General features: G+C 52.9%; 16 protein-coding genes. 8 read left to right on the plus strand and 8 right to left on the minus strand.

Translation table 11 applies throughout. The annotated features are described in order from the left end of the window. Positions 1 to 130: 130 nt before the first annotated feature. Entirely contained in the window at positions 131 to 2,266 is a 2,136-nt protein-coding gene (locus tag HW115_RS07245; RefSeq protein ID WP_178931917.1) for a GDSL-type esterase/lipase family protein, read from the plus strand. 88 nt (positions 2,267 to 2,354) lie between these two features. Here the strand turns inward: HW115_RS07245 and HW115_RS07250 are convergent, their stop codons facing one another. The 3 genes from HW115_RS07250 to HW115_RS07260 all read right to left on the minus strand — a co-directional run bounded on the left by HW115_RS07250 (position 2,355) and on the right by HW115_RS07260 (position 7,057). Next, positions 2,355 to 4,952 carry a beta-N-acetylhexosaminidase gene (locus HW115_RS07250; protein WP_178931918.1) on the minus strand — a complete coding sequence of 866 codons (2,598 nt, stop codon included), beginning with the start codon at positions 4,950 to 4,952 and terminating at the stop codon, positions 2,355 to 2,357. A 105-nt stretch (positions 4,953 to 5,057) separates the two neighbouring features. After that, a complete protein-coding gene (locus HW115_RS07255; RefSeq protein ID WP_178931919.1) occupies positions 5,058 to 6,221 on the minus strand; it encodes a M20 family metallopeptidase in 1,164 nt (387 codons plus the stop codon). A gap of 167 nt (positions 6,222 to 6,388) precedes the next feature. Then, positions 6,389 to 7,057: a PEP-CTERM sorting domain-containing protein gene (locus HW115_RS07260; protein WP_178931920.1), complete on the minus strand. Its 669-nt coding sequence runs from the start codon at positions 7,055 to 7,057 to the stop codon at positions 6,389 to 6,391. A gap of 277 nt (positions 7,058 to 7,334) precedes the next feature. On the opposite strand from HW115_RS07260, the gene leuA reads away from it, so the two are divergent. The 3 genes from leuA (at position 7,335) to HW115_RS07275 (ending at position 10,237) form a co-directional block, all read left to right on the plus strand. Next, positions 7,335 to 9,026 (plus strand): 2-isopropylmalate synthase, encoded by a 1,692-nt coding sequence (leuA, locus tag HW115_RS07265; protein ID WP_178931921.1) that lies wholly within the window; start codon positions 7,335 to 7,337, stop codon positions 9,024 to 9,026. 38 nt (positions 9,027 to 9,064) lie between these two features. After that, positions 9,065 to 9,691: a metalloprotease gene (locus HW115_RS07270; RefSeq protein ID WP_178931922.1), complete on the plus strand. Its 627-nt coding sequence runs from the start codon at positions 9,065 to 9,067 to the stop codon at positions 9,689 to 9,691. A gap of 87 nt (positions 9,692 to 9,778) precedes the next feature. After that, on the plus strand, positions 9,779 to 10,237 hold the full coding sequence (locus HW115_RS07275) for a hypothetical protein (RefSeq protein WP_178931923.1): 459 nt from the start codon (positions 9,779 to 9,781) through the stop codon (positions 10,235 to 10,237). Between the two features lie 20 nt (positions 10,238 to 10,257). Here HW115_RS07275 and HW115_RS07280 read toward each other — a convergent pair whose 3' ends face one another. Both HW115_RS07280 and HW115_RS07285 read right to left on the minus strand, forming a co-directional pair. Next, positions 10,258 to 10,644 carry a hypothetical protein gene (locus tag HW115_RS07280; protein ID WP_178931924.1) on the minus strand — a complete coding sequence of 129 codons (387 nt, stop codon included), beginning with the start codon at positions 10,642 to 10,644 and terminating at the stop codon, positions 10,258 to 10,260. 79 nt (positions 10,645 to 10,723) lie between these two features. After that, positions 10,724 to 11,170, minus strand: a complete 447-nt coding sequence (locus HW115_RS07285) for a hypothetical protein (protein ID WP_178931925.1) — start codon at positions 11,168 to 11,170, stop codon at positions 10,724 to 10,726. A 128-nt stretch (positions 11,171 to 11,298) separates the two neighbouring features. Here HW115_RS07285 and HW115_RS07290 point away from each other — a divergent pair, with 128 nt between their 5' ends. The 3 genes from HW115_RS07290 (at position 11,299) to HW115_RS07300 (ending at position 13,818) form a co-directional block, all read left to right on the plus strand. Next, positions 11,299 to 11,838 carry a hypothetical protein gene (locus HW115_RS07290; RefSeq protein ID WP_178931926.1) on the plus strand — a complete coding sequence of 180 codons (540 nt, stop codon included), beginning with the start codon at positions 11,299 to 11,301 and terminating at the stop codon, positions 11,836 to 11,838. A gap of 266 nt (positions 11,839 to 12,104) precedes the next feature. Continuing rightward, positions 12,105 to 13,391: an argininosuccinate synthase gene (locus HW115_RS07295; RefSeq protein WP_178931927.1), complete on the plus strand. Its 1,287-nt coding sequence runs from the start codon at positions 12,105 to 12,107 to the stop codon at positions 13,389 to 13,391. Between the two features lie 55 nt (positions 13,392 to 13,446). After that, positions 13,447 to 13,818: a globin domain-containing protein gene (locus tag HW115_RS07300; protein WP_178931928.1), complete on the plus strand. Its 372-nt coding sequence runs from the start codon at positions 13,447 to 13,449 to the stop codon at positions 13,816 to 13,818. Positions 13,819 to 14,349: 531 nt separating this feature from the next. Here the strand turns inward: HW115_RS07300 and HW115_RS07305 are convergent. Next, complete coding sequence (locus tag HW115_RS07305; RefSeq protein ID WP_178931929.1) at positions 14,350 to 15,216, minus strand: serine hydrolase; 867 nt, start codon at positions 15,214 to 15,216, stop codon at positions 14,350 to 14,352. 173 nt (positions 15,217 to 15,389) lie between these two features. Between HW115_RS07305 and HW115_RS07310 the strand changes: the two genes are divergently transcribed. Beyond that, the gene (locus HW115_RS07310) at positions 15,390 to 16,652 is read left to right on the plus strand and encodes an SHD1 domain-containing protein (RefSeq protein WP_178931930.1); all 1,263 of its coding nucleotides are present in this window, start codon (positions 15,390 to 15,392) and stop codon (positions 16,650 to 16,652) included. 1,306 nt (positions 16,653 to 17,958) lie between these two features. Here the strand turns inward: HW115_RS07310 and hpf are convergent. Together hpf and lptB are read right to left on the minus strand one after the other, a co-directional pair. After that, positions 17,959 to 18,552 (minus strand): ribosome hibernation-promoting factor, HPF/YfiA family, encoded by a 594-nt coding sequence (gene hpf, locus HW115_RS07315; RefSeq protein WP_178931931.1) that lies wholly within the window; start codon positions 18,550 to 18,552, stop codon positions 17,959 to 17,961. A gap of 132 nt (positions 18,553 to 18,684) precedes the next feature. Next, positions 18,685 to 19,482 carry an LPS export ABC transporter ATP-binding protein gene (gene lptB, locus HW115_RS07320; RefSeq protein ID WP_178931932.1) on the minus strand — a complete coding sequence of 266 codons (798 nt, stop codon included), beginning with the start codon at positions 19,480 to 19,482 and terminating at the stop codon, positions 18,685 to 18,687. Positions 19,483 to 19,519 lie beyond the last annotated feature (37 nt).

A 19,519-nucleotide genomic window follows, 5' to 3' on the forward strand; every position in this document is an offset into this window, starting at 1 on the left:
AATAATTACTCTAAATTTGGGGTATCGGTGGCAGGAATTCGCATGTTTCTTATGGGAACAGGTTTTTTGTGATAGGATTGACCACCTCGATGCGTTCCAATGGAGCGTCGAATGAATTCGAGGGATTGATATGATGAAACAGAATAGGAGTAAAAAGTGTTGGAGCGGCATGGTGCTGTATTGCATGTTGGTGGTGACCATCTTTGCGGCACCGGTGAAAGTTGCCTGTGTTGGTGATTCGATCACCTTTGGGGCAGGTGTGGCCGCACGAGAAAAGCTCAATTACCCGCGCCAGCTCGGTTATCTGTTGGGAGCTGGGTATGAGGTGCGAAATTTTGGTCGTAGCGGAGCGACGATGCTTTCCAAGGGGAATTTACCGTATATGAAACAAGTGCAGTACCGGAAGTCTTTGGAATTTCAGCCGGATATTGTGATTCTGAAGTTGGGAACCAACGACAGCAAACCGCAGAATTGGAAGCACAAGGGGGAGTTTGCCGCGGATGCCATGGCCTTGGTGAAAACCTATCAGGCTCTTCCCTCAAAGCCCCGGGTGATTTTGTGCAAGCCGGTGGTGGTTGCCAAAGATCGCTGGGGAATCACGGAGAAGGTGGTGAAGCGGGAAGTGTCCTCGGCCATTGCCAAGGTGGCACAGGATTTGGGCGTTGAGATGATCGACCTGCGTCCGATTTTGTTGAATCACAAGGATTGGGTTCCGGATGGGGTGCACCCCAATGCCTTTGGCGCGGAGGCCATCGCTCGGCACTTGTATCGATATTTGACAACGGCTCGCGAAACCACGCCTAAAATTTCTTATCCGAAGGCCACAAAATCGTCCTGGTTTCATGGCTTTGAGATGCTCGATTTCAAGCTCGACGGGGTGGCTTGTAAAATCGTCAAACCTCGCCGGGTGGCGAAGGGGGCTCCTTGGGTGTGGCGCGCTCGTTTCTGGGGGCACCAGCCACAGTTTGATGTCGCGATGCTCGAACTCGGATGGCATGTGGTTTATTGCGATGTCGCCAACCTGTTTGGTGCGCCTGACGCGGTGAAGCGATGGGATCGGTTCTATCAGGAGACGCAACGGATCGGCTTGCATGCGAAGGTTGTGCTTGAAGGTATGAGCCGCGGGGGATTGATCATTCACAACTGGGCGGTGGCGAACCCGGCCAAGGTGGCTGGATTGATTGCTGACAATGCGGTGATGGATATCACCAGCTGGCCGGGAGGGCTCGGCACAGGCAAGGGGTCTGAGAAGGACTGGAATCGTTGCAAGCAGGTATATGGTTTGGCTGATGACGCAGCGGCTAGGGCCTACGACAAAAACCCGGTAGACACCGTGAAACAATTGGCAGAGGCCAAGGTGCCCCTGCTCTACTTGGTGGGCACCGCGGACAAGGTAGTCCCTGCTGATGAGAATAGTTTTTTTGCAAGGGATCAACTGGCAGGTTACCCGGGTTTACAGGTCATTGAAAAACCGGGTAAGGGGCATCATCCTCACGCTTTGGAGAACCCGGCGCCGATCGTTGATTTTGCTCTCAAGGCCCATGGACTTTACCGGAACCCCGCCGCAATGGCTTCTCCATCGGCCGAATTCCGTGGTAGTTCGGCAGGGTGGGGTGGAGGCATCTGGTGGGACCAGCACGAAAATATCAACCGTATTGCCAAAGCAAACCCGGATCTGGAGCTGATCTTTCTCGGTGATTCCATTTCTCAAAGTTGGACGGGGCCGCGCAAACGGGTGTCGGATCCAAGCGGGGGAAGAACTTTTGACAAGCAATTTGGAAAGCATTGGAAATCTGCTTCATTTGGTATTTCCGGTGACCGGACCGAACATCTGATTTTTCGGGTTCAGCATGGCAATGTTGACGGGATCAAGCCCAAGGTGGTGGTGGTGATGATCGGGGTGAACAACATCAATCATGGCCACAGCGCGACACAGATCAGTGGTGGAATCAAGCAATTGGTGGCTAGCTTGAAACAGAAACTGCCCCAGAGCCGGATTCTGTTGTTGGGGCCATTGCCAACGGCTTGGAAGTCTGACAGCCCTCAACGTCTCACCTGTGACCAGATTCACAAGCAGATTGCTTCCTTGGGAAAAGAACCACAGGTGCGTTACCTCAATCTCAGTGAAAAGTTCCTTGAGCCTGATGGGGCACTGAAAAAATCAGCCTACCGTGGAGACGGGATCCACCTCAGTGGTGGCGGCTATGAGCTCTGGGCCTCGTTGCTTGTTCCAGAGTTGAAAGCGATGACTTCCGCGCGCGACTGATACCATTTGAGTGGTTAGTTTGTCGGAATGGCGGTGTTCGTCGGGGGGGGCGGACGCCCCCACTTGCCTCGGATCGTGCCCCTGGTTTTTACTTGATTTCGATTTCCCGGATGACGAGCCAGCTGCCTTGGGGACGAATGACCTTGATGCGTACGGCGGTGACCGGGAGCTCCAGACTGGTGGCGGTGGCTACGCCTCCGGTGAAGTCAGCCACTTTGGTGAATTTGTTTTTTCCCTCGTAGAGAACTTCGAGGTCGGCGGCTTCCAGTTTGTCTCCGCCGTTGGGCTTGCCTGTGGTGACGGTGATGCTGCTTGCTTTTTGGGGCTGACTGAGGAAGACCGAGAACTGATGTTGGGGGCTGACGCCATGGCGCGACCAGAAAAAGGTTTCTTGTTTGCCGTCTATGGCGAGCTCCGGGCTGTGATTGCCGGATGTTTGCATGTTGGTATCGATTAGGCTGAATGGGTTGCGTTTGATCGACGGGTCAGCAACGAAGTTGGTGAGCACTTTGGGCGTTGAGTCGTTGATGGAATAGCGAATGCCGGTGTCCTGTAGGTTTCCTTTGACCAGCATGGTGAACGGGTGATGGCCGGGAGCCAGAGCGATGCCCTCCGCGTTCCGATCATTGCCTGAGAAGTTTTGGCCGCTTACGATCAGCTTCTGGTCATGGTTTTGAGTAAAAAAGGAATAGTCCCCGGCTTCTTCGACTTTGAGATGGCCGTTGTATTCGATGTGAGTGCTTTGCGCCGGAACCTTGCGCCAGTCGCTTGTGGTCGTGACCGTGTTTGGCTCGGCCCTGAGCAGAGAGACAAAGCTGGTTTGTGGATCGGCCAGTTGGTAGCTGCGGATATGCACTCCGGCTTGTGGATTGTTTAGCTTCACCCCGGCTTTTGCTTGCTTGCGTTCACACTCGACTGAGGTGACATAGCTTTTCCGGCCGTTATCGAGAACGACGATGGATTGGACGGTGCAGGAATCTGAAACCTCGATGCCCTTGGTGTATCGGGGTGAGTCGGCTGTGGGCTCACTGCCGTCGGTGGTGTAGTGGATGTTTCCGGAGAGGTTCGGGTTGCTGAATTTGATCCGGGTCTTGCCGACGATTTTGATCTTTCTTGCTTCGGGCACAGGGGCTCCGACCCGGTACTGGATCTTGTGTTTGTCCATGAATACCCGGTGCAGTTCGAGTTTGTTTTGGAAGCTTTCCCAGTTTTTGTTGGCCTTGGGCGTCCAGAGGGCTTCGGAGAGGGCGACTGCTCTGGGGAAGGTGATGTACTCGACGTGTTTGGGCAGCGGGATGAACTCAGTCCAGACACAGCCCTGTCCACCGAGGACCAGTTTCTTTTCTTGTTCGCTCAGGGAGTCGTCTGTGGGGTCAAAGTGATAGACTTTGCTCATGATGGTGCGGTATCCGCCGTGTCCCGGAGCGTTGGATGCCACGTCCTCCTGGTAGTTGAAGTAGGCTTGCATTGAGGGAGTGACCACGATTTCGTGTCCGAGTTTGGGCGCCTTGATCCAGCCACCGTTATCGCGCCAGCACATCACGGCGGTCTTGGCGTCGACCTTGGCATCGAGTACTTCGCACCATGCGATGGCTTTTTTGTCTTTCGCTGCAAGGAACTGTTGGAGGTGCTCGACGAGCCACTTGTGCAGCACGTGGGGGTCGTCGGTTCCGAGCTCTTGCATTTTCCGTTGGCAGTCCGGATGTCTTTTCCAGGCGTCCAACCCCACCTCGTCGCAGCCGATGTGGAGGTGTCCGAAGGGGAAGAGGTCTGCCGTTTCTGCAAAGATGCCTTCCAGGAAGGTGATGGTTTCAGGTTTGCCAACGTTGAGCACATCGCCTGAGGCTCCGAGCTCGGGGTAGCTGTCGATGATGGCTTTCGAGTGTCCGGGGACATCGACCTCCGGTAGGATTTCGATGTGCAGGGATTTGGCGTAGGCAATGATTTCTTTGATGTCCGCATGGGTGTAGTAGCCACCGTAGCGTTTGCCTTTGTCATGGTTCAGCCCTTTGGCTTGGTTCCCGGGTCTACCGACGCGAGGGCGCCAGGCACCGACTTCGTGAAGTTTCGGGTAGGTTTTGCTTTCAATGCGCCAGCCGTCGCTGTCTGAGAGGTGCCAGTGAAAGACATTATATTTATACAAGGCCATGAGGTCGAGGTGGCGTTTGATGTATGCCTTGTCGAAAAAGTGGCGCGAAACATCGAGGTGTAAACCACGCCAGGCGTAGCGTGGTTTGTCTGCGATGTTTTGGCAGGGGATGTGATCTCTAACGATTAATTGGCGTAATGTTTGCAGGGCGTAGAAAAAACCATTGTCGGCCATCGCCGTGATGGTGATGATCCGTGGGGTGATTTCCAGAGTGTAGCCGCCTCCCTGAAGGTTGGAGTGGGTTTTGACCGGCTGCCCTTGAGGTGTTTGGATGTGTTGAAATCCAAGTTGTTTGGCGAGGGCGGTGATGTGACGGCCGATGCCGACTTGTTTTTTGCCGTTGGGGAATTGAAAGCGGAGGGTTCCTTTGTTGATTAGAAATTGGCCTTCGGCCATTTCCTGTTTCATGGGGGTGGGCAGCACGAATGGGCTGTGATCAGCGGTGGCTTCTGCCGACTGAACCGTTTGAGCGAGGCATGCTGTGGCAATTGCGAAGCAGGTTGCGATGGGCGTGAGGTGTTGGCTGATGAACATCATGGTGCCATCAGCAAAGCAAATCGGAACCACTTTTCAAGTGGAGAGCCGTCCGTGGCTGGGTGTCTTTTCAGGGGACAGCTTGGGAATCCGGTGTCCCAGCAGAGCTTAGATTCCCAGTGAGCGGATGAATTCGGTGAAGAAGTGCTCGCCGTCAACGAGGTCGCTGACATGAATGAATTCGTCTTTGGTGTGAGCCTGGTCAATCGACCCTGGTCCGATACAGATGGATGGCAGCCCGGCTTTGTTCAGGTGGGCTGCATCCGAGAACCATGGGGCACCAACGGTGCGTGGGTGGGCGCTATGGTCGGCATTTTTTGACACCTTGGTTAACCGCTGAATCCATGGGTGATCGGCGGGGACATCCATGGGTGGATTTTCCACATGGTGGCTGATCTCCAACGGCAGTTCATGCTCTTTGATGAATTCACGAACAGCTTGGTAGCCACCTCCCCGTGCATAAAGGCAGGGGGTGGTGCGGATGTCGATTTGGGCCGTGGCGCAATCCGGAACCACATTGGCTCGCGTGCCACCGGAAATCACGCCGATGTTCAGGGTCGAGTGGCCGAGCACGGGGTGGCTGGATTTAGCGAGTGTCGGTACGAGGTAGCGGTTCAGCGTTTGAAGTGAACGGGTGAGATGCAGGATGGCATTTTCACCTTGATCCGGCTGGGATGAGTGGGCGGCTTTCCCCTCGGCTGTGAGTGTCGCCCAGAGTGACCCCTTGGTGACGTGTACAATATCCAGAGAGGTGGGTTCACCGATCAGGGCAAACTCGTAGTCGGCGGCATGATGTTTGGCAAATTGTTTGGACCCCCACTGGCTGGATTCTTCACCCATGAAGCCGACAAAATCGATGGCGTAGGGCATGGTGGAGAGCATATCGCGGCAGTTGGTGAGCGCCTGGAGCATGGCGGCCATCGGACCTTTGGTGTCGGATGCTCCACGGCCATGGATTTTTCCATCGTAGAGGTCGCCAGAAAACGGGTTGATGGTCATGCCTTCCACCCCGACGGTATCAAGGTGGGGGCCAAAAAGGATGCGTGGGCGCTTGCCGAGGCCATCTGCCGACGGGGCCCTGGCGATCAAATTAGGTCGTCCGGGTTGGATGCGTTCCAGCTTGACGGTAAATCCCAGATTTTCGAGGTAGTTGCGAACGAAGTCGGCAAGTTCAGCTTCTCCGGTCCGGGCAGTGCCCGGGGTATCGTCCGGATTGACGCTTGGGATGCGGATCAGGTCTTGGAGTAAGGAGCAAACGTCGGATGATGGCATAACCCCACGTATAGGGGCAAAAGCGCTGCGGCGTAAAGGAAAAGCGGCCTACAAGTAAGATGGGCGATGGATCGAGCAAGATACGGCGATCTCATCATGCCTGCTGTGAGTTGAACGAACAAGCCATCTTGTTTGTCATCGAGCTTCTCTGGAAAATTCAGGTCCGACTATTTACGTTTGCGGATGCCGAGAGCGAAGACTCCGATTGCTAACATCATCGAGGAGGATGGTTCGGGAACGGCGGAGAACTGAATGTTGTCGAAGGCGCTGATATTCAAGTGGGAGTTGTCATGATGGCGGCCAACAAATTGAAATGAGACAATGGTGTCGTCCGCCGCCCACCCCAGGCTTGCGTAGCTTCGAGTTTGGATGAAGCTGTTGTTAATATACTCGTCAATTCCGAGGTCGGTGAATTCAAGTTTGACGGTTCCCGTTTGAGCGAAGCTGAAGATCTGGTGGTTGGCATGGCCCTCAACTTTGACATACAAGTCGGTGTAGTCGTGTCGCTCGACGAGGTCATAATGCAGGATGGTTCCTTGCAGTTGGGGGCGAGAGGCCTCGGTGAAAACCAGATCAGCCTCTGCTGCCCTGGGGTGTCCGTGACCTTGGCTGTGCCATGCGATTTCCGCACCGTTGTTGCCGATGGGGATGCTGGTTGACGCATTGACATGGTTGATGACTTGCCACGTGTAGATTGATGGGTTGGCTGATTCCCCATTGTCCAATGTGGGGCCGTAGTGGCTGGTATCAAAATGGTCAGTGAAGGAAATGGCAGCTGATACGACATGAACGGGAGACCAGATCAGGAGAAGGGCAAGGCTGTGTTTGGCGAACATTCTATGAGGAGGTTTGGTTTTTTGACTGATGGTATCGATAAAATCAGAGTATTGGTCAATCTAGCTTATTGAGCCGGGCCGTCAATCATGCAATTTTCAAATTAGAACCGCCAGGATGATCCAAGCCGGGGGGGGGGCGTGTGTGTAGTGGGGCGAGTCCGGTGCGTGTTTCATCGAGAGGTGAAGTGCTCTTTTCCATCATTTGTTGAGTGGAATTTGGCCTGTGGGGTGTTTGTGGCTTGCAATTTGATCTGAAAAACTTCATGGGAGCCGCGTCATGAAACCTGAGAACATCAAAAAATACCGTGCTTTTCCCACGGTAGACCTGCCCGACCGTCAATGGCCGAGCCGAGCCATCGTTGAAGCTCCGATCTGGTGTTCTGTGGACCTACGCGACGGAAACCAGGCTTTGCCACAACCGATGTCGATCGAGGAGAAACTTGAATTTTTCCAATTGCTTTGCCGGGTTGGGTTCAAGCAGATTGAGATTGGTTTTCCTTCAGCGGCGGATACCGAGTTTAATTTTTGTCGTCGCTTGATCGAAGATGATCTGATCCCTGAGGATGTTACAATCCAGTTGCTCGTGCAGACTCGCGAGCATCTGATCTGTCGGTCGTTTGATGCCATCCGTGGTGCCAAGCGGGCGATTGTGCATATTTACAACTCCACTTCGCCGCTACAGCGACGTATTACCTTTGGCGATGCTTCGCGTGAGGAAATCAAGCAACTGGCGGTGGATGGTGCCCAGCTGGTTAAGGACCTGGCTCCGACGCTGCCCGAGACCGAGATCGTGTTGCAATACTCTCCAGAGTCGTTTTCGGACACCGAGCTTGATTTCGCCCTCGAGTGTTGCAATTCGGTGATCGATATCTGGGAGCCGACGCCGGAGAAGAAAATGATCATCAACCTGCCGGACACCGTGCAGTGGACCACCCCCAATGTGCATGCGGATATGATCGAATGGATGGGACGGAATTTGAACCGCCGGGATGCCGTTGATATTTCGTTGCACACCCACAATGACCGCGGAACTGGAACCGCAGCGACGGAAATGGGTCTGATGGCCGGAGCCGACCGGGTGGAAGGCACCTTGTTTGGCAATGGTGAGCGCACCGGCAATCTGGATATTGTCAATGTCGCCCTGAACATGAACAGTCACGGGATTGAAACCGGGCTCGATTTTTCAGATCTGCCATCTTTGATTGCTGTGTATGAACGGGTCACCCGGATGACGGTCAGCGAGCGTCACCCGTACGCGGGACAGCTTGTCTTTACTGCTTTTTCCGGTAGCCATCAGGATGCGATTAAAAAAGGATTTGATCTTCGCCGCAAGGAACTCAAGGAGAACCCGGAGGTTCCGTGGGGCGTTCCGTATCTGACGATCGACCCCTCCGATACCGGACGTAGCTATGAGGCGATTATCCGGATCAACAGCCAGAGTGGTAAAGGTGGTGTGGCATACATTCTCGACCGGGAGCATGGTTTCGATTTACCGAAGTCCATGCATCCAGTGGTGGGTAGCCGGATTTATGCGCTGGCCGACGAACTCGGTAAGGAGCTTTCGATTCAGGAAATCCGGGACGCTTTTTTCCAGTTTTTTGTTAACCTGCAAGAGCCACTTTGTTTGTTGGACTACGAGTTGGATCATCACGCTGGCCAAGCCGGTGAGGTCGCTTGTCATGCCAATATCTCGGTGGAGGGACAGGAGCGGAAAATTGAAGGCTTGGGGAACGGCCCGATCAATGCCTTTGTGCATGCGCTTGAACAGGCTGGTTTGAAGGACTTTACCTTGACCGATTACCGATCACACGCCGTAAGCAAGGGATCGGATGCTGACTCTGCTGCCTACATTCAGTTGCGTTCCGAGGAACATGACTCCTTGGTTTGGGGTTGCGGTGTGGATCCATCGATTGAGATGGCCGGTTTGAAAGCCCTCGTGAGTGCGGCCAACCTCCTGCGTGCCAAATAGTCGTTGCAGTTACGGATTTTTGACTTACTTACTGTTCGATGTTTCGATTTACACTTTTTGGCATACCGATCACGGTAGAGCCGTGGTTCTGGATTACGATGGCTCTTTTGGGCGGCGCATTCACGGTTGATTCTGCCCAGGGGATGTTGATGGTGGTGCTCTTTATGATGGCTGGATTTATCTCCATTCTGGTACATGAGATGGGGCACGCCTTGATGATCCGGAAATATGGATTGCAGACCCAGGTCACCCTGGCTGCATTCGGCGGATACGCGTCCTATCAGGCGGGTATTTTATCCCGCAAGCAATCGTTTCTTGTGACTGCAGCCGGGCCGGGCTTGCAGATTATATTTGGGCTGTTGGTTCTGGTGCTTGCGGGCATCGTGGCTCCTCCCAGCATTCCGATTGCGTATTTTATCAAGGTCCTTTGTTGGATCAGCCTTGCTTGGGCTTTTTTGAATTGTCTTCCGATCTACCCATTGGACGGCGGTCAAATGCTGGCGGCTGTGCTAGGTCCTCGGCGGGGGCGAGCTGTGCACCTGACGGGTGTGGTGGTTGCCGGTATTTTGGCGGTGTTGGGCTTTGCCTCAAACCAATGGTTCATTGCAGTTTTCATGGCATTGTTTGCCTGGCAGAATTATCAAATGATGCAGAGGTCTCCCTGATCGCTCCTCTGGATCGAGCCGGTTTTTACGATTGACGTATTGCGTTGATTGTTAGTATGTTGGTTCGCAATCTAAAAAGGGGGTTTAATGATGAAACGATGCATTCTACTGATGATGTTGATGGCCAGTATGTGGCCATGTGGTGCTCAGGCTTTGGAGAAAGTTTATACACCTAAACAGGGGGCTCCGGAACGTAAGGCAATTTGTGACGTCATGCGGAAGTATGTCCGAAGCATGCACGGGATGGACCGCAAAAAAGCGTTTTTATGGAAAATTGAGACCCTGAAGGTGCAAGGAAACTACGCCTGTTTCGAGGCTCATGCTGTGAACCCTGACGGGAGTGCTTTTTCCGACGCCAATAGCATGATTGGCGATTTTCAACAGTTGACTTTTTTACGAAAAAATCGCGACGGTTGGTGGGTGGTCGCGGATCTAACGCGCACGGACGTCCCTTCTCCCGAGGAACTCAAACACATACGAGGAACCTTTCCTGGGGATGTTCCGACGGTGCTGATCCCGGACTACTGGAGAAAAAAACTGCGTTAGCAGAGCTTGTAGAACTTGGACTATTGAACGGTCAGGCTGTAGTGCCGGTGGAAGGTGTCACCCCGTCGCTGGGTAGAGTAACATTGATCGGTGATGGTGAAGTGGTATGTGCCACGGGATGCCGGCGTCCCGTCGAGGGTGGATTGCTGGCCTTCCTTGTAGTAGGTCAGCTTCAGTCCGGAAGGAAGATGGCCTGAGCTGATAAACATATTGGCCGTTGGCGTGGATCCAGGAAGCGCTTTGATGGTGTCACGATAGGGGAGGCCGGCAACCCCTTCGTTGAGGGAAATTGGGACGACCGGCTCTGGTTCGACCTGAGTGGAGCAAGCGCTCAGTCCTAGTGCTGCGAGACCTCCTGCGAGGCATAGTAATGGCAGGGGGCGGGGTAGTAAATGGCGAGTAGTCATACCTTACTATGCCCACGGAGGTTCTGTTTGGCTATCAAAAAGTTGACCGGTTCTAACTTATTAGCGTGTGGTTTGACGATTAGACGATTTCAATAAGAATCAGAATGGGGATGGAGATGGCGAGTAGCACTCCGATGCCTGACCAGAAAACGATGATGCTTTTCCTGGCCCAGGGAGCATTGGAATTACGCATGGTGTCGGCGATGATCACCATGAGGTGGAGGATAAAGCCCAGAACGACATACATGGCTAGCAGTGTGTCGAAGTGGACAAGGGGTGTCACAAAGGGGAGCCAATGGCTGCAGAGTAAAATCAGAATCAGGGTGCAAATACAGGAGATGAAAAATGCGAGTATACCGATGACGCGCCCGGTGGAGTCATGTGAGTCGCTGATGTATTTCCCCCGGATCCGAATGGTTTCGGGGGTTTCGTGCCTGAGTTCTGATCTGCGGGCACCCGGCAGGCTGTGGAGTCCACGCTCGGGATTGGTTTTTGTGAATCCACGTTTGATCGTATTGAGGTTCATTCGGTTCCTTTCGTTGTTGGAGAAGCTAGCGCTTGCAGTGAGGCTTGGCGATTACAATGGGATACAGGAATTGCACCGCCGGGAAAAGTGGGCTTGGCATTTTGTCGTTGTGGGTTAAGCTCCCGTTCATGGATCAGGTCATCTTTGTATTGTCGCAGCCGTTTACATGGGGGTTGGTGTTGGGCTTGTTTTTTATGGTGATGACTTGGCGTTTGATGCACAAGGATGTGGTGATGCTGCGTTCGGATAACAAGCGCTTGGTAGAGGAAAACCGTGAATTGCAGAGTCACCTCAGCACTCAGCTCAAGATCAATGCAAAGGGAAATGAGCAACTTGAAAAGGAACTGAATGGCCTGAAAGAGCAGAATGAAAACCTCCGGGTGAATTTGAATGCCGCCCAACAAAAACCGGGCAGAGCCGAGCGTCGGCAATTGGAAATTTTGGAAACGGCGGCAAGTGCAATGCGCGAGCAGGCTCCAGGTTTTGCCCCTGCCTGGGAGAAGGCCGTTCGTGATGCTGAACTCAGCCAGAAAGAGGCCGAAGGAGGCTTGAAGAAGCTGATGCGGCGTGTCATCCCGAACCGTAAAACAGCCCCTGTGCTTTCGATTGAGGATAGCGATGTCAGGGATGTGGAAAGCTCCGCCACCGTCGAGGAAAAGCAGGACTGAGTCAGCGCTTGCCAGTAGGATCTCGCCCGGGGTGGCCGTGTTTGTGTGCCTGCGCTGTTGCGCGGAGCTCGATCCAGAAGGTCGCCCGGTGGCTGGGGTGAATGTTGATGTGGATGCATCCGCGTGATCGGGCCCGCAGGTCGAGCGATGGTGACAGTTTCAGGGAGCTTGGCTCTTGCTTCTTTGGCTGCTCCGTGCTTCTTTCTGGGGGTGCACACCGCCGGGAGTGGCTGTGCCCATCTCATTTCAACCCAATCTCAATCATCATGAAAATTGTTGTCGCATACTCAGGAGGTCTCGATACCTCGGTTCTTCTTCTCTGGCTGAAAGAGAAATACAACGCGGAAATCATTGCTTACTGTGCCGATGTCGGGCAGGGCGAAGAGCTTGACGGACTTGAAGAAAAAGCCTTGAGCACCGGTGCCAGCAAGTGCTACATCGGTGACCTCAAGGAGGATTTTGCGGCCAATTACATTTACCCGATGTTCCAGGCCAACGCGCTTTATGAAGGTCGCTATTTACTTGGAACTTCGATCGCACGTCCTTGTATTTCCAAGGGAATGGTGGATGTGGCGATTAAAGAGGGAGCTGATGCCATCGCCCACGGGGCGACAGGCAAGGGTAATGACCAGGTGCGCTTCGAGCTTTCTGTGGCAGCGCTTGCTCCGGAGATCAAGATGATTGCTCCATGGCGGGATGCCGAGTTCCGTGCTCAGTTCCCAGGCCGTGCCGAGATGATCGCGTATGCCGAAAAACACAATATCCCGGTGCAGGCATCCATGAAGAAGCCTTACAGCATGGACCGCAACTTGCTTCACATCTCTTTTGAAGCCGGAGCTCTTGAAGATACCTGGTATGACGCCAGTGGTGAGCGCGACCGCGATATGTATGTGCTTTCGGTTTCTCCGGAAGATGCTCCTGATGCTCCTGAGTATGTCCAGTTTCTGTTCGAAAAAGGCAATATCATTGGCCTGAAATATGACGGTCTGGATGCGGTGATCTCCGATCTCGGTGATTTTTCGGTGGAAGGTGAAAAAGACGGATACACTCTGCTGAGCCCATACGGGGTGATGCGGGTGCTGAACTTCCTTGGAGGTAAACACGGAATTGGCCGGATCGATATCGTTGAAAACCGCTTTGTTGGCATGAAGTCGCGTGGCATTTACGAGACTCCCGGCGGAACCATCATCCTTGCGGCTCACCGTGACCTCGAGACGCTGACGGTTGATCGCGAAGCCCAGTATGTGCGCGATGACCTGATTACGAAGTATTCCCAGCTGGTTTACAACGGTTTCTGGTTTGCTCCCGAGCGTGAAGCCATTCAGGCACTTGTGACATCCACCCAACAGACGGTTACCGGTGAGGTTCGCCTCAAGCTGTATAAGGGAAATTGCATCCAGGCAGGCCGCCGTTCACCGTTCTCTCTCTACAGCGAGGATGTGGCGACGATGGAAGGTGGTGCTGAAGAGGCCTACAACCAGGATGACGCTACCGGTTTCATTGCTTTGAATGCCCTGCGCCTCAAGGCCAGCGCCCGTCAGCAAGACGCTTAATTTTTAAACGACCGGGTCCAGGTGTTTGTCCGCCTGTGACCCATTACCCCCTCCTATGGACGAAGCAGTTATTTATACCATCCTGGGTGAAGCCGGATTCACCCGGATGGTTTCCGCTTTTTATGATCGGATCAAAACCGATGATTTAATCGGGCCGATGTATCCACCGGATGAAATGGAGGCCGCTGAAGAGCGCTTGCTCCATTTCCTTCTCTTTCGCTTTGGCAACGACCCTCGCTACCAGGCGAAACGAGGCCACCCACGATTGCGCATGCGGCATGCCCCCTTTCCCATCGGTGAAGCCGAGGCCGAACGCTGGCTGCAACTCATGGATGAAGCGATGGATGAGGCAAAGGTTCCGGAATCGATTCAATTGGAGCTGCGTTCGTTTTTTACCATGGTGGCACACAATATGAAGAATCAGTGATGGAGCATAGAGGAGCTGTGCTATTTCCTAAAATGGAGCCACCTGTGTGCAATGCAGATCGTGAGTGGGGGGCCAATTGTAGCAACCCAAGGCGGGAAGGGGTAATACCATTTGAGTGGTTCGTTTGTCGGAATGGCGGTGTTCGTTTGGCCTTGAGTTCAAGGCGTGACAAAGGAATGTAGCGAGCTACATGACTGAGGAAAAACGCCGAAATCAAGCCAAAAAAACACCGCTTTTCATTCCCATCAGCTACGCTGACTTGCTTCCATCTCAAGCTCTTCACTATTTGACCATTCCGATAAAATAACCGGGAGAATGGTATAAGGCTGTGTTTGCCAAGCCAGCCGACAGATTGAAAATCTGTCCTACGTTCTGAGATGGCGCCACCAGCGTGTATTGTGGATCGTGAGTGGTTCAGAAGCAATCTGACTCAACATCCTAGCTTCCCCCCTACATGAGGGCTTGCCAGTTGTCCTCTGGCTGAGGATGAGAAGCCGTGCATGTTCGAATACGCATTTTATTCAATGTATCCTATAAGGAGTAGCGCTTCTTCATGGAGAGATAAACCATATTTGATACCTCGCGGATGACATTGCCCCGGCTCCTGATCCAGGGGCCGTAGGACAGATTACGATTCCCGTTTTCGATGATGCCGATGAGAATGTAGGGATAGGATTGACCATTGGAACCTCGGGCTACGAGAATGCCCATATCGCCACAGCACATGGCTGTGCTGCCGGTCTTGTTGTAAACTTTTGTGCCTGTGGGAACCCGTTTGGCGCTTGAGTAGAGTCGGTCTCTCCCTGGTAGCCCCATGAGCCGTAAGATTTCCTTTGAATGTGGGAGCTTGTCATTCCACAAGGCATGGAGGAAGCGGGCATAGTCTCCTGCCGACCCCCGGTTGCGATAGGTTCGTCCACCTGCCGGGATGTATTCAACGAGATACAATTGGTGGCAAAGTGAGGGGTAGTGACGTTTGAGTAGGGATTGGGTAGCCGAGGGGCCTCCGGTTTGACGCATGACCCAGTTCGTTGATGTATTGTTGCTTTTTTGGATCATTAACTCCATGTGGCGCCGACTGGCCGGCCCGTAATGGAGCTTGCCGGCTTTTACCTGGTGAAAAAAGGCTAAGGCCAAATAAACCTTTACCATGCTTGCGGCTTGGAGAGATTCATTGACATTAATGCCGGCCAGTTTTTTTTCCGAAGTTAAATCGTATGCCAACCATGCGGTGCGCTCTTGACCGAGGATTTGGCCCTTCCCGCGAAGCGACTTGATATAGGATTCGATTTCCCCTTCCAGACTGCTGCCCGTTGCAGCACTCGTCGAATGGACGGAAAGGGCACCAAGCGTCAAAACCAGAAGCAGATGGACCAGATATGGGTGGAGATGACTCATGAAACGAATTATGGCGGTCATTATACGCCAACGAAAGAAAAAATATAGTGGTTCTTCGCAAGAATGTAATTTGACGGAGGGTTATTGACCCGGGGTCATGACGGTATCTTCTTGTGGATCATCTGAGACGTTTATCCTTGTCGATGACGTATGGCAAGGTGTATGAGACAACTATGAAAAGACATTTCGGGATACTGGTCGGTTTTTTGTTAGCTTGGGGGTCATTGGCATGGTCTGAACCGACGGAAGTGAGAACCTGGACTGCTCTGAGTGGACATAGCTTGGAAGCCGAATGCCTCAAAGTCGAGGGCGGTAAGGCAGTCTTTAAGAAAGGGAATGGCAAGACGGTTGCGGTGCCATTAAGCAAACTTATTCAGGACGATCAGGATTTCCTAGCTGAGCACTTTCAGTCTAATGAATCGGGAGAAACCCAGGTGGTGGATGCTCCTGATGCGGGGACGCCGGCAGACGACCTGCCCTATCCGTTGGGAAAAACAACGGCTGAGATCCCATGTGACGGCGATTTCAGTTACTTTCTGTATCTGCCGAAGAGCTTGGTGAAAGGAAAGAAATATCCGGTTCTGTATATTATGAGTCCCGGCGGGGGTGGTGGGGGCACGGCCAAGCGTTACGTTGCCGGCGCCGAACGCAATGGATGGATTTTGGCAGTATCCAAGCAGTCGAAAAATGGATTTAACAAGAGCAGTGACGCGATTACCAACATGATGGATCATGTGCAGGCATCCTTGCCTATTGATAAAGAGAGGGTGTATGTGACGGGTTTTTCCGGAGGCTCGCGTATGGCGTATTTGATTTCACAAAGGCGCAAAGAAGTCACCGGGGTGATTGCCTGTGGGGCGGGAGGAAAAATCGGCAGCCGCAAGCAGGTTGTATATGGGCTCTGTGGATCCAATTGTTTTAATCGAACGGATATGGCCAACGCCTTTAAGGGTGTTTCCCACAAGGGCGCGGTGCTGAGGTACTTTCCCGGACGCCATGCCTGGGCCAATGGCGAGCTCTGTGAAGATGCCATCACCCACCTCAACGGTGTGTTTCTCAGTGACAACAAGTCGGACTATGCAGAGGATTATGAGCGATACCGTCATGCCCTCGGCGAATTGATCGAAGGGAGTCGGGAAAATAATCCCCTGCGAGCCTACATGTGGGCAGACTTCGCTCATGAATATGACTTTGACGATCCGAGGGCGAAAAAGGCATACGATGACCTCGGCAGTGACGAGATGAACAAGCTCTACGTAGAGGGGCTTGCAGGTATCCGTAAGTTTGCGGAAAAGACGTTTGGACAAATCTCAGCCAGTCAGTGGAAAGCCGATCCCAAGGTTTCATCAGCCTGCGAGCGGGAGTCTCGGAAGTATGAAGGCACGCCATGGGCGGAGGTCCTGATGAAGATGAGTGAGGATGCACAGAAGTTTTAGGCGGAGCGAAGTGTTCAAGCCTATCTGAAAGTGGGCTGTCGAAAAAGTGCTCATTGATCGTTGGCAACTTTTTCATAATGCGCTACGTTGTGCCATGGATAAATCAATTTGGTTCTTTATCGGTGCCATTGCTTTCTATTTTGCTCTGCAATTGTGGATTCTCCCGGCCTTCGGTGTTGATACATGAATGTCGCGCAGCAAACGCTCCCAGTCTGGGAAGCAAGATGGCAATACCTCACCGGATTCGAGTAAACGTAGCACGGCTCCGACCTGAGGCGTCAAGGGATGTCCTCCGGGTGAGGACAATTAATCAGCGGCGAATTTTGAAGATTATTGCGGGGGAGTCTGCATGAAGCGCTCTACCGGATTGGTGGTGTAATGTAGGATGGGATTGTATCCTGTCGGTTTTCTTGGTGGAGGTGGTTGTGGAGTGCTTTGGTTTTGGTTACCCAAGCCTGCCGACAGCTTGAAAAGCTGTCCTACTTTTGGCACTGGACCCTTGAATACATCGCTGGATTTGACGGGGGGAATGTAGGACAGGATTGCATCCTGTCGGTCTTTCTTGATGGAGGTGGTTGTGGAGTGCTTTGGTTTTGGTTACCCAAGCCTGCCGACAGCTTGAAAAGCTGTCCTACTTTTGGCACTGGACCCTTGAATGCATCGCTGGATTTGACGGGGGGGATGTAGGACAGGATTGTATCCTGTCGGTCTTTNTGGTGGAGGTGGTTGTGGAGTGCTTTGGTTTTGGTTACCCAAGCCTGCCGACAGCTTGAAAAGCTGTCCTACTTTTGGCACTGGACCCTTGAATGCATCGCTGGATTTGACGGGGGGGATGTAGGACAGGATTGTATCCTGTCGGTCTTTCTTGATGGAGGTGGTTGTGGAGTGCTTTGGTTTTGGTTACCCAAGCCTGCCGACAGCTTGAAAAGCTGTCCTACTTTTGCACTGGACCCTTGAATACATCGCTGGATTTGACGAGGGGAATGTAGGACAGGATTGTACCCTGTCGGTCTTTCTTGGTGGAGGTGGTTGTGGAGTGCTTTGGTTTTGGTTACCCAAGCCTGCCGACAGCTTGAAAAGCTGTCCTACTTTTGGCACTGGACCCTTGAATACATCGCTGGATTTGACGGGGGGGATGTAGGACAGGATTGTACCCTGTCGCTCTTTCTTGGTGAGCCCAATGATGGGAGCCGGATTAGGTACATAAAAAAACACCGCGCAGTTAGGCATGTAGGATACATGATCTAACCTTGCGGTGTGTGATGGATTGACTGCCGGTTCTATAGTCTAACCGTTAAAGTGGTATTTACGGTTCAATGACGGCGTAGTCGCCATCTTTGCGCCGATAGAGAATTTGTAGAACGTCACGCCGTTCGTTGTTGAAAACAACAAAGGGTTTTTCCGAGAGTTCAAGTTCCATGATGGCATCCTCTTTGAGCATCGTTTTCAGACGGTAGCTTTCACGGTGGATGATCATGGGTTCCGGATCCTGCTCGAGTTCTTCCTCGTGGTCGAGTTTGTCAAGGAACTCGGATGAGAACACCTTTTCATCAAGGTGCTTGATGGTGTCCTTGCGTCGATTCGGTCGCTGTTTGCGCAGGAGGCGCGTTTTATGTTTACGCATGCGCCGTGCGATTTTGGAAATGGTGTCGTCGATGGCAGCATACATGTCTTTGCCTTCGGTAGATGCATCAATGGTGATGTGGTTGGCACAAAAGAGAATGATCTCGACGATGTGTCGGTTCTTTTGTACGTCGAGGATGGCTTTTGCCTCGATGATTTTGGGGTAATCCAGGTGAAGCCCCTGAATGCGTTTGGTTGCGTAGTCCCGAAGTGAATCGGTGACTTTTTCGTGACGGACGGTCACGGTGATAGGTGTGTTAGCGTTAGCTGTTTGCATCTATGTTTCCTTTCTTGTTTGGGTTTCGTTCTTTGTTTATTTCCGATCAGATAGGGAGAGTGACTATGGTGAAATATGGCACATGATTTCCGTATTTCTACAATTAAAAATCTAAAGTGTGTTGGGTAGAAATTAAAGAACAAAATCCTCTCCGAGGTAATGTTTTCTGGCGAGGGGGTCGTTGGCGATATCGGCGGCTTCACCCTCGAGGATGAGTTTGCCTTCGTAGAGGAGGTAGGCGTGGTCGACGATGTGCAGTGTTTCCCGCACATTGTGGTCTGTGATCAGAATGGAAAGCCCGTCGTTGTCGCGTAAATCACGGACAATGCTTTGAATATCACCAACGGCGATGGGGTCGACCCCGCTGAAAGGTTCGTCGAGCATCAGTAGGCTGGGGTTGGTGCAGAGGGATCGGGCCAGAGTGAGTCGGCGTTTTTCTCCGCCAGAGAGGGCGAGGGCTTCGGATTTGCGGATGTGGGTGATGCTGAAGCGTTCGAGCAGTTCGTCGATGCGCATGTTCCTCTGCTTCCGGCTGAGGTCCTTACGGGTTTCGAGCACGGCCTTGAGGTTGTTTTCAACACTGAGATGGCGAAAAATGGACTCTTCCTGGGGTAAGTAGCCCATGCCGAGCCGGGCCCGTTTATGCATGGGTAGGGTGGAGATATCTTTACCGCTGAAGGTGACAACTCCGGCATCGGGTGGGATCAGCCCCGCGATCATATAGAAACTGGTGGTTTTGCCGGCTCCGTTGGGCCCCAAAAGGCCGACGATTTCGCCTTCGCGCACACTGAGGTGGACGTTGTTGACGACGGTTCGGCCGCCGTAGGTTTTCATCAGTCCCTGGGCTTCCAATAGCGATGGGGCTACACGACGGGAGTTGGTTCCAACGTGGATAGGGCCGTGGTTTTCTGGGGCGCTCACTTCAGACATGGTCAAGGAGGTGGAAATTAAGAATGAGGAATGGGAA

This window comes from Oceaniferula marina (assembly GCF_013391475.1).
GTDB lineage: Bacteria > Verrucomicrobiota > Verrucomicrobiia > Verrucomicrobiales > Akkermansiaceae > Oceaniferula > Oceaniferula marina.

What these genes read in the sequence shown, in the direction of transcription:
- HW115_RS07270 (WP_178931922.1), top strand. Translation starts at nt 9,065, where the DNA reads ATGTTTCGATTTACACTTTTTGGCATACCGATCACGGTAGAGCCGTGG.
- HW115_RS07290 (WP_178931926.1), top strand. Translation starts at nt 11,299, where the DNA reads ATGGATCAGGTCATCTTTGTATTGTCGCAGCCGTTTACATGGGGGTTG.
- hpf (WP_178931931.1), bottom strand. Translation starts at nt 18,552, where the DNA reads ATGCAAACAGCTAACGCTAACACACCTATCACCGTGACCGTCCGTCAC.
- HW115_RS07245 (WP_178931917.1), top strand. Translation starts at nt 131, where the DNA reads ATGATGAAACAGAATAGGAGTAAAAAGTGTTGGAGCGGCATGGTGCTG.
- HW115_RS07310 (WP_178931930.1), top strand. Translation starts at nt 15,390, where the DNA reads ATGAAAAGACATTTCGGGATACTGGTCGGTTTTTTGTTAGCTTGGGGG.
- HW115_RS07285 (WP_178931925.1), bottom strand. Translation starts at nt 11,170, where the DNA reads ATGAACCTCAATACGATCAAACGTGGATTCACAAAAACCAATCCCGAG.
- lptB (WP_178931932.1), bottom strand. Translation starts at nt 19,482, where the DNA reads ATGTCTGAAGTGAGCGCCCCAGAAAACCACGGCCCTATCCACGTTGGA.
- HW115_RS07260 (WP_178931920.1), bottom strand. Translation starts at nt 7,057, where the DNA reads ATGTTCGCCAAACACAGCCTTGCCCTTCTCCTGATCTGGTCTCCCGTT.
- HW115_RS07300 (WP_178931928.1), top strand. Translation starts at nt 13,447, where the DNA reads ATGGACGAAGCAGTTATTTATACCATCCTGGGTGAAGCCGGATTCACC.
- HW115_RS07250 (WP_178931918.1), bottom strand. Translation starts at nt 4,952, where the DNA reads ATGATGTTCATCAGCCAACACCTCACGCCCATCGCAACCTGCTTCGCA.
- HW115_RS07275 (WP_178931923.1), top strand. Translation starts at nt 9,779, where the DNA reads ATGATGAAACGATGCATTCTACTGATGATGTTGATGGCCAGTATGTGG.
- leuA (WP_178931921.1), top strand. Translation starts at nt 7,335, where the DNA reads ATGAAACCTGAGAACATCAAAAAATACCGTGCTTTTCCCACGGTAGAC.
- HW115_RS07295 (WP_178931927.1), top strand. Translation starts at nt 12,105, where the DNA reads ATGAAAATTGTTGTCGCATACTCAGGAGGTCTCGATACCTCGGTTCTT.
- HW115_RS07255 (WP_178931919.1), bottom strand. Translation starts at nt 6,221, where the DNA reads ATGCCATCATCCGACGTTTGCTCCTTACTCCAAGACCTGATCCGCATC.
- HW115_RS07305 (WP_178931929.1), bottom strand. Translation starts at nt 15,216, where the DNA reads ATGAGTCATCTCCACCCATATCTGGTCCATCTGCTTCTGGTTTTGACG.
- HW115_RS07280 (WP_178931924.1), bottom strand. Translation starts at nt 10,644, where the DNA reads ATGACTACTCGCCATTTACTACCCCGCCCCCTGCCATTACTATGCCTC.